Source organism: Bradyrhizobium sp. 21, from assembly GCF_023073335.1.
Taxonomy (GTDB): domain Bacteria; phylum Pseudomonadota; class Alphaproteobacteria; order Rhizobiales; family Xanthobacteraceae; genus Bradyrhizobium.
The window spans coordinates 271480-285434 of sequence record NZ_JADPJG010000035.1 but is presented as its reverse complement, the minus strand read 5'-3'; the positions used below and the strand labels follow the sequence as shown (position 1 = coordinate 285434).

At 65.5% G+C, this 13955-nt stretch carries 14 protein-coding genes; 5 read left to right on the top strand and 9 right to left on the bottom strand.

All coding sequences use genetic code 11. The features are described from left to right. Window positions 1-115: 115 nt before the first annotated feature. The 6 genes from IVB31_RS30020 to dnaK form a co-directional block, all read right to left on the bottom strand. Window positions 116-427, bottom strand: a complete 312-nt coding sequence (locus tag IVB31_RS30020; RefSeq protein ID WP_027566211.1) for a DUF1330 domain-containing protein — start codon at window positions 425-427, stop codon at window positions 116-118. Window positions 428-449: 22 nt separating this feature from the next. Beyond that, window positions 450-1160 carry an orotidine-5'-phosphate decarboxylase gene (gene pyrF / locus IVB31_RS30015; protein ID WP_247331367.1) on the bottom strand — a complete coding sequence of 237 codons (711 nt, stop codon included), beginning with the start codon at window positions 1158-1160 and terminating at the stop codon, window positions 450-452. A gap of 6 nt (window positions 1161-1166) precedes the next feature. Next, on the bottom strand, window positions 1167-1745 hold the full coding sequence (locus IVB31_RS30010) for an NAD(P)H-dependent oxidoreductase (RefSeq protein ID WP_247331365.1): 579 nt from the start codon (window positions 1743-1745) through the stop codon (window positions 1167-1169). Window positions 1746-1801: 56 nt separating this feature from the next. Beyond that, complete coding sequence (locus IVB31_RS30005; protein WP_247331363.1) at window positions 1802-2401, bottom strand: rRNA adenine N-6-methyltransferase family protein; 600 nt, start codon at window positions 2399-2401, stop codon at window positions 1802-1804. Window positions 2402-2489: 88 nt separating this feature from the next. After that, window positions 2490-3623 carry a molecular chaperone DnaJ gene (gene dnaJ, locus IVB31_RS30000; protein ID WP_247331361.1) on the bottom strand — a complete coding sequence of 378 codons (1134 nt, stop codon included), beginning with the start codon at window positions 3621-3623 and terminating at the stop codon, window positions 2490-2492. Window positions 3624-3883: 260 nt separating this feature from the next. Beyond that, on the bottom strand, window positions 3884-5785 hold the full coding sequence (dnaK, locus tag IVB31_RS29995; RefSeq protein ID WP_247331358.1) for a molecular chaperone DnaK: 1902 nt from the start codon (window positions 5783-5785) through the stop codon (window positions 3884-3886). A gap of 396 nt (window positions 5786-6181) precedes the next feature. Between dnaK and IVB31_RS29990 the strand changes: the two genes are divergently transcribed. Both IVB31_RS29990 and pncA read left to right on the top strand, forming a co-directional pair. Then, on the top strand, window positions 6182-7123 hold the full coding sequence (locus tag IVB31_RS29990; protein WP_247331356.1) for a hypothetical protein: 942 nt from the start codon (window positions 6182-6184) through the stop codon (window positions 7121-7123). 96 nt (window positions 7124-7219) lie between these two features. After that, the gene (pncA, locus tag IVB31_RS29985) at window positions 7220-7942 is read left to right on the top strand and encodes a bifunctional nicotinamidase/pyrazinamidase (RefSeq protein WP_247331354.1); all 723 of its coding nucleotides are present in this window, start codon (window positions 7220-7222) and stop codon (window positions 7940-7942) included. A 7-nt stretch (window positions 7943-7949) separates the two neighbouring features. Here pncA and grpE read toward each other — a convergent pair whose 3' ends face one another. Both grpE and hrcA read right to left on the bottom strand, forming a co-directional pair. Next, window positions 7950-8564, bottom strand: a complete 615-nt coding sequence (grpE, locus tag IVB31_RS29980; protein ID WP_247331352.1) for a nucleotide exchange factor GrpE — start codon at window positions 8562-8564, stop codon at window positions 7950-7952. A gap of 95 nt (window positions 8565-8659) precedes the next feature. Further along, window positions 8660-9748, bottom strand: a complete 1089-nt coding sequence (gene hrcA / locus IVB31_RS29975) for a heat-inducible transcriptional repressor HrcA (RefSeq protein ID WP_247331350.1) — start codon at window positions 9746-9748, stop codon at window positions 8660-8662. A gap of 194 nt (window positions 9749-9942) precedes the next feature. Between hrcA and rph the strand changes: the two genes are divergently transcribed. From rph to hemW, 3 genes are read left to right on the top strand one after another with little or no spacing between them, the layout of a single operon-like run. After that, window positions 9943-10656 carry a ribonuclease PH gene (gene rph / locus IVB31_RS29970; RefSeq protein ID WP_247331347.1) on the top strand — a complete coding sequence of 238 codons (714 nt, stop codon included), beginning with the start codon at window positions 9943-9945 and terminating at the stop codon, window positions 10654-10656. Window positions 10657-10667: 11 nt separating this feature from the next. Beyond that, window positions 10668-11303 (top strand): RdgB/HAM1 family non-canonical purine NTP pyrophosphatase, encoded by a 636-nt coding sequence (gene rdgB / locus IVB31_RS29965; RefSeq protein WP_247331345.1) that lies wholly within the window; start codon window positions 10668-10670, stop codon window positions 11301-11303. A 16-nt stretch (window positions 11304-11319) separates the two neighbouring features. Next, window positions 11320-12504, top strand: coding sequence for a radical SAM family heme chaperone HemW (gene hemW, locus IVB31_RS29960; RefSeq protein WP_247332314.1), 1185 nt, complete (start codon window positions 11320-11322; stop codon window positions 12502-12504). 3 nt (window positions 12505-12507) lie between these two features. On the opposite strand, the gene IVB31_RS29955 is transcribed toward hemW, so the two are convergent. Further along, the gene (locus IVB31_RS29955) at window positions 12508-13761 is read right to left on the bottom strand and encodes a penicillin-binding protein activator (RefSeq protein ID WP_247331343.1); all 1254 of its coding nucleotides are present in this window, start codon (window positions 13759-13761) and stop codon (window positions 12508-12510) included. Between the last annotated feature and the right edge of the window lie 194 nt (window positions 13762-13955).

Sequence of the window (13955 nt, the reverse complement as noted above, 5' to 3'; positions counted from 1 at the left end):
GGATGAGGTCGGAGTACGTGGCAGCTAATTCAACGGGTGCTGATGCTGCTTAGCCTCATCCTGAGGAGACCGCAGAGCGGTCGTCTCGAAGGACGAGGCGCGCGCAGATACCGCCTCAGCCGTCTGACGGTTGCGGGCCGTCATAACCCTCGATGATGATGAGGTCGGCGACGGAGTGCGGCTGGCGCACCTTGATGTTGGCCTGGTATTCCGGCGAGTTGTAGCAGGCGATCGCGGTCTCATAGTCCGGGAATTCGATCACGACGTTGCGGGTGCGGCTGGCGCCTTCGACGGTGGTGAACTTGCCGGCGCGGACGACGAAGCGGCCGCCCCACTTCTTGAAGATCGGACCGTTGGCGACGGCATAGGGCTTGTAGCCCTCGTCACTGCTCACGTCGACGCGTCCGATCCAGTAGCCCTTTGCCATTGTTCTTCTCCCTGGTGGTTGTTCAGCCCAGCGCCTGCGCGATCTCGGCCTGGATGGCGTCCGCAATCGCCTTGGGGTCGGCGGCTTCGACCACCGGCCGTCCGACGACGAGATAATCGGCACCAGCCGCGATTGCACGTCCCGGCGTCATGATGCGCTTCTGGTCACCGGTCGCCGCACCTGCCGGCCGGATGCCGGGGGTGACGAGGCTCATCTGGTGGCCGACGATCTTGCGCAGGGCTCCGACCTCTTCCGGCGAGCAGACGAGCCCGTCGACGCCGAGCACCTGCGCCTGCTGCGCGCGCGCTTCGACGAGCTCGGAGACGCCGAGCCGGAAGCCTGCCGCGTGCAGATCGTCCTCGTTGTAGGAGGTCAGCACCGTGACGGCGAGAATCTTCAGGCTGGAGCTGCCGCGGCCTTCGACGGCACCCTTCATGGTCTGCGGATAAGCGTGCACGGTGAGGAAGGTCGCGCCGAGCCTTGTGATGCTGTCGACGCCCTGCGCCACGGTGTTGCCGATGTCGTGCAGCTTGAGATCGAGAAAGACCTTCTTGCCCTTGTCGGCGAGCTTGCCGACCAGCGGCAAGCCGCCGGCATAAGCGAGCCGGTAGCCGATCTTGTAGAAGGTGACGCTGTCGCCGAGCCGGTTGACCATCGCTTCCGCGGCATCAACGCTGGGCAGATCGAGCGCGACGATCAAGCGGTCTTTCGGGGCGATCTCGGCTGGCGTCATGTCACCTCACATCATGCGTTGGGAAATGTCGATCAACTGCCGCACCATCTCCTTCAAGGCGGCGGTGTCGCCCTCGTTCTTCAGCCTGTCCATATCGTCATAGGCCTGATCGGCAAAGGCGAGCGTGAGCTGGCTGGCAATCACATTGGCGTGGCAGGAGGTCAGGATCAGCCGCAACGCCTGCAGCGCGCGGGCCGCGCCGAGCCGGCTTTGCGAGGCGCCGGCGAGCGCGAAGGCACGGTTGCGGAACACCTCGCCGCGCGGTTCGTGCAGCTCATGCACGCGGCTAACCCAGTCGATCGCGTTCTTCAGCAGCGGCGGCACCGAGGCATTGTATTCGGGCGAGACGATCAGCACGCCATGATGCGCGCCGATCATGCGCTTGAGATTGATTGCGTGCTTGGGCACACCCGACTTGGCCTGAAGATCGCCGTCATAGATCGGCAGCGGAAAATCGGCGAGCGAGATGCGGGTGATGTCGACGCCGGTCTGGGCGAATTCATGGGCCGCGACCGCCGCCAGCTTCGCATTGTGCGAGCCGGTGCGCAGCGAGCCGGGAATGATCAGGATTTTGGGTGCGGACATCCGCTTCCATGCGTTCGGCGAAACCGGCCGCCGCGCAAAGGGGAATGCCGGCGGGATTAGTGCTTGCGATACACCCAGACGCGGGCCGGCGGAAGGTTCATCCAGATCCGTTCCGAGGCCTCTGTGGACACGCCGGGCAGCGATTTCGGAATCGGCGGCACCACCGCATAGGTGAACTGGACAAAGGGCGCGCCGGGCGCCAGCGCCGTGAAGGCGTCGCGGATCAGCCGCAGCCGCGTCAGCATCGGCTTTGTGACCAGCGGCAGGCCGGAGACGACGGCGGAGGCCGGCGCGCTCAAGACGTTCCAGAGCGTGTCGCGCAGGCGGTAGGCATCGCCCTGCACCACCTTGGCCTGCGGATAGCGGTCGCGCAGCAGGGCGCAGAAGCCGGGATTGTATTCGACGAGGACGAGGCGCTTCTGGTCGACGCCGCGCTCGACCAGCGCCGAAGTGATGGCACCAGTGCCGGGTCCGAGCTCGACCACCGGCGCGTCCGAGTCGATATCGACGTAATGGGCCATGGTCCGGGCCAGCAGCTTGCCCGATGGCATCACCGCGCCCATGTGGAGGGGCTTTTCGATCCACGATCTGAGAAAGCGCACCTCGTCATCGAGACGGGGCTTCTTCAACGCACGCGCGGACGATGGCAATGGCATGTCTGGACCGGACGGGACCGCGTGACCGCGGCGTGTCAGAAAATGGTCACAAAGAGGTATAGGCCGAAGGCGGTATGGTCAAGCCGGGTCAATTCGCCCGATTACCGAAGAAATCCTTGACCTTGGTGAAGAAGCCCTCGGATTCCGGCTGGGTGTTGCCGGAGGAGAGCTTTTCGAACTCAGCCAGCAATTCCTGCTGCTTCTTGGTGAGATTTTGCGGGGTCTCGACCACGACCTGAACGTACATGTCGCCCATCTGGCGCGAGCGCAGCACCGGCATGCCTTTTGACGCAATGCGGAATCGACGGCTCGACTGGGTCCCGGCGGGGACCTTCACCTTGGTCTTGCCCTTCTCGATCGTCGGCACCTCGAATTCGCCGCCGAGCGCCGCCGTCACCATCGAGATCGGCACTCGGCAATGCAGATCGGCGCCGTCGCGCTGGAAGAACTGGTGCTGAGCCAGCGACAGGAAGATGTAGAGGTCACCGGGCGGGCCGCCGCGGACCCCGGCTTCGCCTTCGCCGGCGAGCCTGATCCTGGTGCCGTCCTCGACGCCCGGGGGAATGTTGACCGAGAGATTGCGTTCGCGCGTTACCCGGCCCTGGCCCGAGCAGGAGGGGCAGGCGTCCTCGATCATCTGGCCGCGGCCCTGACAGCCCGGGCAAGTGCGCTCCAGCGTGAAGAAGCCCTGCGACTGCCGTACGCGTCCGGCGCCGCCGCAGGTCGAGCAGGTCTTCGGCTTGGTGCCGGCCTTGGCGCCGATGCCCGAACAGGCCTCGCAGGTGACCGAGACCGGGATCTCGATCTGCGCGGTTTTGCCGCCAAAAGCTTCCTCGAGCGTGATTTCCATGTTGTAGCGCAGGTCGGCGCCGCGCTCGCGGCCGCCGCGGCCGCGCTGTCCGGCCATGCCGAACAAATCTTCGAAAATGTCAGAGAAAGAGGAGGCGAAGCCCGCGCCGAAACCGGCACCGCCGCCAGGACCGCCCTGCTCGAAGGCGGCATGGCCGAAACGGTCATAGGCGGCGCGCTTGTCCTTGTCCTTCAGGACCTCGTAGGCCTCGTTGATTTCCTTGAACTTGATTTCGCTGGTGTCGTCCCCGGGATTGCGATCCGGATGAAACTTCATTGCCAGCTTGCGGAAGGACGATTTCAGGACGGAATCGTCGGCACCGCGTTCGACTTCGAGGGTTTCGTAATAGCAGCGCTTGGTGGACGTGGACATGATGAGCTCGGTCTATCCAATCGCGATTCAAATCGGAGCGAAACGACGTCGGCACGTGACGATATAAGCGCTCCTCCGCCTTGCGGCAGAGGGCCGCATGGCGGCGTTCAGCATAGCGGCTGGGAATTGATCGATCGTAACGGGGCCGATTCCAACAGCGTCTTGGCCCGTGCGACCCGACACGATGGCCTCCCCCGCGAGGGAGGAGGCCGTCGGCGCGTATGGGGTCCAAGCCGTCCGCATCGTCACCCTCGCGGGGCTCAGGCGGACTTCTTGTTGTTCTTGTCGTCGTCGACTTCGGTGAATTCCGCGTCGACGACGTCGTCCTTGGCCGCATCCTTCTTGGCGTCGGCCTCGGCCTGCTGCGTGTACATGGCCTCGCCGAGCTTCATCGAAGCCTGGGCCAACGTTTGGGTCTTGGCCTTGATCGCCTCGGCATCGTCGCCCTTCAGCGCTTCCTTGAGGTCGCTGACGGCATCCTCGATGGCGCGGCGTTCGGGCTCGCCAACCTTCGAGCCGTGCTCCGCCAGGGCCTTCTCGGTCGAATGCACCAGTCCGTCCGCCTCGTTCTTGGCCATCACGGCCTCGCGGCGCTTCTTGTCGGCCTCGGCATTGGCCTCGGCGTCCTTGACCATCTTCTCGATGTCGGCTTCCGACAGGCCGCCGGAGGCCTGGATGCGGATCTGCTGCTCCTTGGCAGTGGCCTTGTCCTTGGCCGACACGTTGACGATGCCGTTGGCGTCGATGTCGAAGGTCACCTCGATCTGCGGCATGCCGCGCGGGGCCGGCGGAATGCCCATCAGGTCGAACTGGCCGAGTATCTTGTTGTCGGCCGCCATTTCACGCTCGCCCTGGAAGACGCGGATCGTGACCGCGTTCTGGCTGTCCTCGGCGGTCGAGAACACCTGGCTCTTCTTGGTCGGGATCGTGGTGTTGCGGTCGATGATGCGGGTGAACACGCCGCCCAGCGTCTCGATGCCCAGCGACAGCGGGGTCACGTCGAGCAGCAGCACGTCCTTGACGTCACCCTGAAGCACGCCGGCCTGGATCGCGGCGCCGATCGCCACGACTTCGTCCGGGTTGACGCCCTTGTGCGGCTCCTTGCCGAACAGCTGCTTCACGACTTCCTGGACCTTCGGCATGCGCGACATGCCACCGACCAGCACCACTTCGCCGATTTCCGCGGCGGTGAGGCCGGCATCCTTCAGCGCCTTGCGGCAGGGCTCGACGGTCTTCTGGACGAGGTCGTCGACCAGCGCTTCAAACTTGGCGCGGGTGAGCCTCATCGTCAGATGCTTCGGGCCGCTCTGGTCCGCGGTGATGAACGGCAGGTTGATCTCGGTCTGCGTCGTCGACGACAGCTCGATCTTGGCCTTTTCAGCGGCTTCCTTCAGGCGCTGCAACGCGAGCTTGTCGTTGCGCAGGTTGATGCCCTGCTCCTTCTGGAACTCGTCGGCGAGATAGCCGACCAGGCGCATGTCGAAATCTTCGCCGCCGAGGAAGGTGTCGCCATTGGTCGACTTCACTTCGAACACGCCGTCGCCGATTTCGAGAATCGAGACGTCGAACGTGCCGCCGCCGAGGTCGTACACGGCGATCGTGCCGGCCTTGGTCTTGTCCAGACCATAGGCGAGCGCGGCCGCGGTCGGCTCGTTGATGATGCGCAGCACTTCAAGACCCGCGATCTTGCCGGCGTCCTTGGTCGCCTGGCGCTGGGCGTCGTTGAAGTAGGCGGGAACGGTGATGACGGCCTGGTCGACCTTCTGGCCGAGATGGGCTTCCGCGGTCTCCTTCATCTTCTGCAAGATGAACGCAGAGACCTGCGAGGGCGAGTAGGTCTGGCCGTCGGCCTCGACCCAGGCGTCGCCGTTGGACGCCTTCACGATCTTGTACGGAACGAGCTTCTTGTCCTTCTCGACCATCGGGTCGTCGTAGCGGCGGCCGATCAGGCGCTTCACTGCGAAGAAGGTGCGCTCGGGATTGGTGACGGCCTGGCGTTTCGCAGGCTGGCCGACGAGGCGCTCACCGTCGTCGGTCACGGCGACGATCGAAGGCGTCGTGCGCATGCCTTCGGAATTCTCGATGACCTTGGCGTTCTTGCCATCCATTACGGCGACGCACGAATTCGTGGTGCCGAGGTCGATCCCAATGACCTTTCCCATGGTCCTGATATCCTTCTTTTTGCGGCAGGTTGGTTGGGCCCAAGAGGCACCCGAACCGAAACCCCCTAAGATCAAACATTCGCGATATTGCGATGGTTGACGCTCATATAGGAGGGGGGGAGGGGCCCGCAAGGACCGAACGCAAGTTTCGGCCGTGAAAACATTGGGTTTTGGAAGATCATATCCGGGCTGAACCGCCCTTGCGGGTGAGAAATTATTAACAGGTTCAGGCATCAGCCAACCCGCGCCACCGTGATCCGGCGCGCTCTGTTACCGGCGAGCCAAACCCGCTAAAAGGCGGACGGCCGGACAGCCGCCATCGTGGCTGCTTCGCGCGACAAAGCGGCCCGGTGGACGACCATCGAACGGCCTCAATGTGAACCAATCAGAGTGCCCATGAAGCTGATCCGCCCCCTCGCCGCGCTCGCCCTCCTCGTCGCCTCCACGCTTCCGGCCCTGGCTGCCGACGCCGTTTTCCCGCCGGGCTTGCGCCTCGGCATGGTGCCGCTGGTCGGGCTGAGCACGGCCAAGACCTTTCCCGGCTTCGAGAGCGAGGACGGCAACGTCAAGGTGCTGATCACCGAGCTGCCGCCGGCGGCCTATGGCGAGGTCGTGAGCGCCTTCAATTCCAATCCGGCCGGAGCCAACGGCGTCAAGCAGGACAAGATCGAGACGCCCGCGGGCCTCGCCTACTTCACCACCGAAAGCGGCAAGGCCGGCGATACCCCGGTGAGGCGCTATTCGATGATCGTGCCGGGCGCCGGATTCTCCGGCTATGTCGCGGTGCAGATCCCGGAGAATGCGACCAAGATCCACACCGACGAAGCGGTGCGGCAGATGTTTGCCAGCGTCGTCACCCGCAAGCAGGTCTCGGCCGACGAGCAGATCGCGCTGATGCCGTTCAAAATCACCGATCTCGCCGATTTCAAGGACGTCCGCATGCTGGCGCCGGGCTCAAGCATCATCCTGGCCGACGGCGACGAGAGCACAGGCTATGAATCGAAGCCGTTCATGATCCTCGGCGTGATCGGCGCCACCCCGCAAGCCGCCGACGACCGCGCCCGCTTCGCCCAGGAGGCGGCGCTCCAGATTCCCGGCGTGCGCGAGTCGCGCGTCACCATGTCCGAGCCGATCCGCATCAACGGCCAGCAGGGTTTCGAGACCCGGATCGACGGCATCAGCGGCAAGGACAAGACGGCGGTGACCGTGGTGCAGTGGATCCGCTTCAGCGGCGGTGGCGCCTCGCTACGTATCATCGCCAGCGCCCCGCGCGACCAATGGCCCACGGCCTTTACCCGCTTCCGCGCGGTCCGCGACGGCATCCAGCCAAAGGGCTAGCCCAAGCGCTGGACAGAACCGGCTGCATTTTCGGGCTTCTGTTCGTACACTGGCGGAACTAGGCTCTCCCCCGTTCAATCTGGAGGGAGGCGAACGATGCTGGATCGGCGATACATTTTGGCGGCGCTTGCGACGACGGCGCTCGCGGCGATCGCTCCAACCCCACTCTTTGCGGCGGCATCGATCAAGCCGGACGATGCGTCCGCGCTGCTCGTGATCGACGTGCAGAACTGCTTCCTGCCGGGCGGCAGCCTCGCCGTGAAGGAAGGCGAGCAGGTGGTGCCGGTCATCAACAAGATGGCCAAGGCATTTTCGAACGTGGTGATGACGCAGGACTGGCATACGCCCGGCCACGTTTCGTTTGCGTCAGTCCACTCCGGCAAGAAACCGTTCGAGACCGTCGACCTGCCCTACGGCAAGCAGGTGCTGTGGCCCGACCATTGCGTGCAGGGCACCGATGGCGCGGCGCTGTCGAAGGACCTTGCGATCCCGCACGCCGAGATCGTCATCCGCAAGGGCTTTCACAAGGACGTCGACAGCTATTCGGCCTTCCTCGAAGCTGACGGCAAGACCTCGACCGGCCTTGCCGGCTATCTGAAGGCGCGCAAGATCAAGCGCGTCTTCGTCGCGGGGCTGGCGACGGATTTTTGCGTCGCCTGGACCGCGCTCGACGCGCGCAAGGCGGGCTTCGAGGTCTATGTGGTGGAAGACGCCTGCCGCGGCATCGACAATCAGGGCTCGCTCGCAAAAGCCTGGGCCGATATGGCCAAGGCCGGCGTGAAGCGAATTCAGTCCGCAGATATCGCGGCGAGCGCGTAGGCGCGGCTTACGCCGCGCTGTTCGGCTCATTGGTGTTGGCGGCGGGCGCGGCCTTCGCGCCGCCCTTGGCGACACCGACCAAAGCGGGACGCAGCACGCGCTCGCCGATGGTGTAGCCGGCCTGCATGACCTGCACGACGGTGCCTGCGGGCACCGACGCATCAGGCACCTCGAACATCGCCTGCTGGAAGTTCGGGTCGAACTTCTGGCCCGAGGGGTCGAACTTCTTCACGCCGTGTTTCTCCAGCGCGTTGAGCAGCGAGCGCTCGGTCAGCTCGACGCCCTCGATCAGCGAGGCCAGGCCGGGATCGGCCGCCGCACGGGCTTCGGCCGGAACGGCATCGAGCGCGCGCTGGAGGTTGTCGGCGATGTCGAGCACGTCGCGGGCAAAGCCGGTGATGCCGTAGAGACGGGCATCCGCAACCTCTTTGGTGGTGCGTTTGCGCAAATTCTCCATCTCGGCCAGCGTCCGCAGCATGCGATCGCGCGCCTCGGCGGCTTCCTTCTGCAGCAGCTCGACCGAGCCGGGTTCGGGATCGTCCGGCATGATGTAGGGTTTCGACACCACGGGCTCGGGCGTCGCAGCGGCCGTGTCTTCGGGTTGCCGGTCTCGATCGGTCATCGGCTCTCTTCTCAAACGTCTCAGGGATTTTTCTCGCCCGGATATCGTGCTTTGGACGGCGGAAATCAAGCGCCCGTGATCGGGGGGAACGCCGGTCAGCCTCCGAGAAGGCGGCTGACGATGCGCGCGGCGTAGTCGACGGTCGTGATCACCCGGGCATAATTCAGCCGCGTCGGCCCGATTACGCCCAGGACGCCGACAATATGGCCGGCGGCATCCCGATAGGGCGAGATGATGGTGGAGGAGCCCGACAACGAAAACAGCTTGTTCTCGCTGCCGATGAAGATCCGCACGCCTTCCGCGGTCTCGGCCCGGCCGAGCAGGTCGATCACGCCCCGCTTGGTCTCGAGATCGTCGAACAGCAGGCGAACGCGCTCGAGATCCTCCAGCGCATGCAGATCTTCGAGCAGATTGGCGTGGCCGCGGACGATGAGCTGGCGGTCCTCGCTCTCGCCGCCGGACCAGTTGGCGATACCGGCGGAAATCACCTTTTGCGTGAGCTGATCGAGCTCGGCGCGGGCCTCTCCGAGTGCAGTCTCAAGCTCGAGCCGCGCCTCGGCCAAGGTCCGACCGCGGATCCGGGCATTGAGGAAATTGCCGGCCTCGGTGAGTGCCGAGGAGGGAACCCCGAGCGGCAGCACCAGCACGCGGTTTTCCACCTGGCCATCCTCGCCGACGAGGATCACCAGCGCCTTCTCCGGTTCCAGGCGAACGAATTCGATGTGTTTGAGCCGCGCATTGGATTTTGGCGTCAGCACCACCGCAGCGGCGCGCGTGAGACCGGAGAGCCGCGTCAGCGCCTGGTCGAGCGCCGCCTCGACCGATTGCGCCTGGCCAACGGAAGCGAGCTGGCCCTGGATCGAATGCCGTTCGGCCTCGCTGAGGTCGCCGACCTGCATCAAGGCATCGACGAAGAAGCGCAGGCCCAGTTCCGTCGGCAGCCGGCCGGCGGAGGTGTGCGGGGCGTAGATCAGGCCGAGCTGTTCCAGATCGGCCATGACGTTGCGGACCGAGGCCGGCGACAGCGGCGTGGCGATCAGGCGGGAAATATTGCGCGAGCCCATGGGCTCCCCTGTGGCGAGATAGCTTTCGACAATTTGACGAAAGATGTCGCGGGAACGCTCGTTGAGCTGGGCGAGGCCTGCGCGCGGCGCGATCAGATGGATCGGATCGTGATGGGCCACAAACGGTAACTCCTGTCGCATGCTGACAATTTGGCCATCTGGGAGGCCCCTGACAAGCGTGGTGTTGCGATGGCTTGAAGGTTGCCTGGGACTGAAAAGCCTTGCCGCCCCCTCGCAGCCCCCTTGCCGCCCACCCTCACCCCACCTACAAGCACCGCGAACAGCCCTTTTCCGAGAGTTTTGGAGGATTTCCCATGCGGCCAAGCCGCCGTGCGCCCGACGAATTGCGCCCCGTGACGCTGGAGCGCGGCGTGGTCAAATATGCGGAAGGCTCCTGCCTGGTGAAGTTCGGCGACACCCATGTGCTGGTCACCGCCACGCTGGAAGACCGCCTGCCGCCATGGCTGAAGGGCCAGGGCCGCGGCTGGGTCACCGCCGAATACGGCATGCTGCCGCGCGCGACCTCGGAACGCACCCGCCGCGAGGCCTCCGCCGGCAAGCAAAGCGGCCGCACCGTCGAGATCCAGCGCCTGATCGGCCGCTCGCTTCGCACCATCGTCGATCTCGAGGCGCTGGGTGAGCGCCAGATCACGGTCGATTGCGACGTGCTCCAGGCCGACGGCGGCACCCGCACCGCCTCGATCACGGGTGCCTGGGTCGCGCTCGCCGACTGCATCGCCTGGATGAAGGCGCGCAACATGATCAAGGCCAACGTCATGCGCGACAACGTCGCCGCGATCTCCTGCGGCATCTACAACGGCACGCCCGTGCTCGACCTCGACTATGCCGAGGATTCGGAAGCCCAGACCGACGCGAATTTCGTCATGACCGGCGATGGCCGCATCATCGAGGTGCAGGGCACCGCGGAGCGCGAGCCGTTCACGCAGGACGAGTTCCTGGCGCTGATGGCGCTGGCCCAGAAGGGCATCGCGCGTCTGGTGGACTTGCAGAAACTGGCCGTCGCGTAGTCAATAGGCCCATGCACCGCCGAATCACTGGAAAGCTCGTCATCGCGACCCACAATCCCGGCAAGCTCGCCGAGATGAAGGAGCTGCTCGCGCCTTACGGCATCGAGGCGGTGTCGGCCGGCGAGTTCGGCCTGCCCGAGCCGGAAGAGACCGGCAACGATTTCCGCAGCAACGCCGCGATCAAGGCGATCGCGGCGGCGCAGGCGACGAAGCTTCCATCCTTCGCCGATGATTCCGGCATCGTGGTCGACGCGCTCGATGGCGCGCCCGGCATCTACAGCGCGCGCTGGGCCGGTCCGAGCAAGGATTTTGCCGCGGCAATGGCGCAGATCGAACGGCTGTTGCAGGAGCGCGGCGCGACCACGCCCGACAAGCGCAAGGCGCATTTCGTTTCCGCGCTCTGCGTCGCCTGGCCCGACGATCATCTCGAAGAGGTCGAGGCGCGCGTCGACGGCACGCTGGTGTGGCCGCCGCGCGGCACCGCCGGCTTCGGCTACGACCCGATGTTTTTGCCCGACGGCCACAGCCGCACCTTCGGCGAGATGGAGAGCATCGAGAAGCACGGCCTGCCGCCGCTCGGTCTTGGCCTGTCGCATCGTGCCCGCGCCTTCGTGAAACTGGCGGAGATCTGCCTTGAGCCGCGCTAGAGCGTTTTCGAGCGAAGTGGGTACCGGTTCGCGCCAGGAAAACGCGTCAAAACAAGAATCCAAAGCATTCGGCGTCTACGTGCACTGGCCGTTCTGCCTGTCGAAGTGCCCCTATTGCGACTTCAACAGCCATGTCCGCCACGCCGCGATCGACGAGACGCGCTTTGCCTCCGCCTTCGCGCGCGAGATCGAAACGACCGCGCAGCGCTCGCCCGGCCGCGAAGTGACCTCGATCTTCCTCGGCGGCGGCACGCCTTCGCTCATGCAGCCTGCAACCGTTGGCGCCGTGCTCGACGCCATCGGCAAGCACTGGACGGTGGCGAAAGACGTCGAGGTCACGTTGGAGGCCAACCCGACCAGCGTCGAAGCCACACGTTTTGCCGGCTATCGCGCCGCCGGCGTCAACCGTGTTTCGCTCGGCGTGCAGGCGCTCGACGATGCCTCGCTGAAGGCGCTCGGCCGCATGCACAGCGCGCGCGAGGCACTCGACGCCGTCGCCATCGCGCGCCGCTCCTTCGACCGCTATTCGTTCGACCTGATCTACGCCCGCCCCGACCAGACCCCGGCGATGTGGGCCGACGAACTGCGTCTCGCCATCGATGAAGCCGCCGAGCATCTGTCGCTCTATCAATTGACGATCGAGGAAGGCACGCCGTTCTTCGGCCTGCACCAGGCCGGTAAATTGAAGACGCCGGACGAAGCGGTCGCGCGCGCGCTCTACGACGTCACGCAGGAGACCTGCGACAGGCTCGGCCTGCCCGCCTACGAGATTTCGAATCACGCGCGGCGCGGCGCCGAGTGCCGGCACAATCTGGTCTACTGGCGCGGCGAGGAATATGCCGGCATCGGCCCCGGCGCGCATGGCCGGCTCGACATCGACGGTATCAGGCACGCCACCGCCACCGAAAAGCGCCCCGAAGCCTGGCTGATGCGGGTCGAGAGCAACGGTCACGGCAACATCACCGACGATCTCCTCAACAGCGAAGAGCGCGCCGACGAATTCTTGCTGATGGGATTGCGTCTTGCCGAAGGCATCGACCCCGAGCGCTACAGAGCGCTGTCAGGCCGCTCGCTCGACCCCAAGCGCATCACGTTGCTGCGCGAAGAAGGCGCGATCACCGTCGATGCGACGGGGCGGCTGCGCGTGACGAGCAGCGGATTCCCGGTGCTGGACGCGGTGGTTGCGGATCTGGCGGCGTAGCCGTCAGGCCCCAAAACTCTTCGGCGAGCCCGCGACCGCGACGCCGCCGCCGCTCGTCACCTTCATCACCGCCAGCCCACGCTCGTTGGTGCCGTCGGCGCGGAAGCGGAACAGGCCGTCGATGCCTGCGAAACCCGAGGGATTGGTGAGCACGTCGGACGAGAAGCGCGCGGTGCCTTGCGTGCGCGCGAGCGCGGCGACGAGGGCGACCGCGTCATAGGCGAGGGTGGCGGTGCGGATCGGCTCGGCGCCATACTTCGTGCGATAGCGGCCGGAGAAGGCGCGGAAGCCCGCCGGATCGGGCGCGGCGTAGAGGCCGCCTTGCAAGCTTTGGTTGGCATAGACGCGCGGACTGTCCCACAGGCCGGTGCCGAGCAGCTGGATATTGCGCAAATTCGCACCAGCGGCCGTCATCGCATCCGCGACCGAAACCACCGCGTCGCCGTCATCGGCGATGAACAGCGCATCGGCGCCGCCGAGCTGCTGCGCCACGGTCCGTGCCGGCGTCGCGCGATCGGCGCCGTATTTCTCGAACGCGACGATGCGCCCGCCGCGGCGCGGCACCGCCGCCTTCACAGCGGCCTCGACCACGTTACCATAGGCATTGTCGGGCACGAGCACGGCGACCGAGCGCTTTCCGATGCTGGCGGAATATTCGACGATGCGATTGACGTCGGACTCCGGCAGGAAGCTCAGCAGATAGACGCCGCGGCCGGCGATGCTGGAATCGGTCGAGAACGCCATCACCGAGATGCCGCGCGTGCGCGCGATCTGCGCCACCGCAGGCACCGACTGGGCGAACAGCGGCCCCAGGATGATCTCGGCGCCCTCGTCGACCGCCTGCTGCGCACTCGCCTGCGCGCCCTGCGGGCTGCCATTGTCGTCCTTGATCAGGAGCTGGATGTTGGGATTCTGGAACTCGGCCAGCGCCATCTCCGCGGCGTTGCGCATCGACTGCGCGGCAAGGCCCGCATTGCCGGCGGCCGAGAGCGGCAGGATCACGGCGACCTTGACCCCGCCGGTGCCGGCGGTCGTCGACTGTTGCGGCGGCCCGGCCGGCTGGGCCGGAGGCGGCGAGGAGCTGCTGAACGGATTGGAGAACTGGCTGAGGCTCTGCTGCACGCCGGCGCAGGCCGACAGCACGGGCGCGCCGAGCAACAGGCCGAGCGCGCTCCGCCGGGTCGCCCCTGATATCAGGGACCCCTGAACGGGAGACCCCTCTGAAAAGGAAGATTTGGGATCACGCGGGCCCGGCATCGCAGCTTCTCTTCTGACCGCCCGTCGGCTGGCCGGTCACAACACTCTTTCCACGACACAAGCCGCGGATTCAGGCATATTGTCGGCAAATAGTTAACCAAAACAAAAGGATAATGGCCGCTTAACGCGACCGCACTTTAAAGCCCTGGCTTGCTGTCCGCCCTCCGTCACCCAGCATCAAGGCGGCGTTTCCG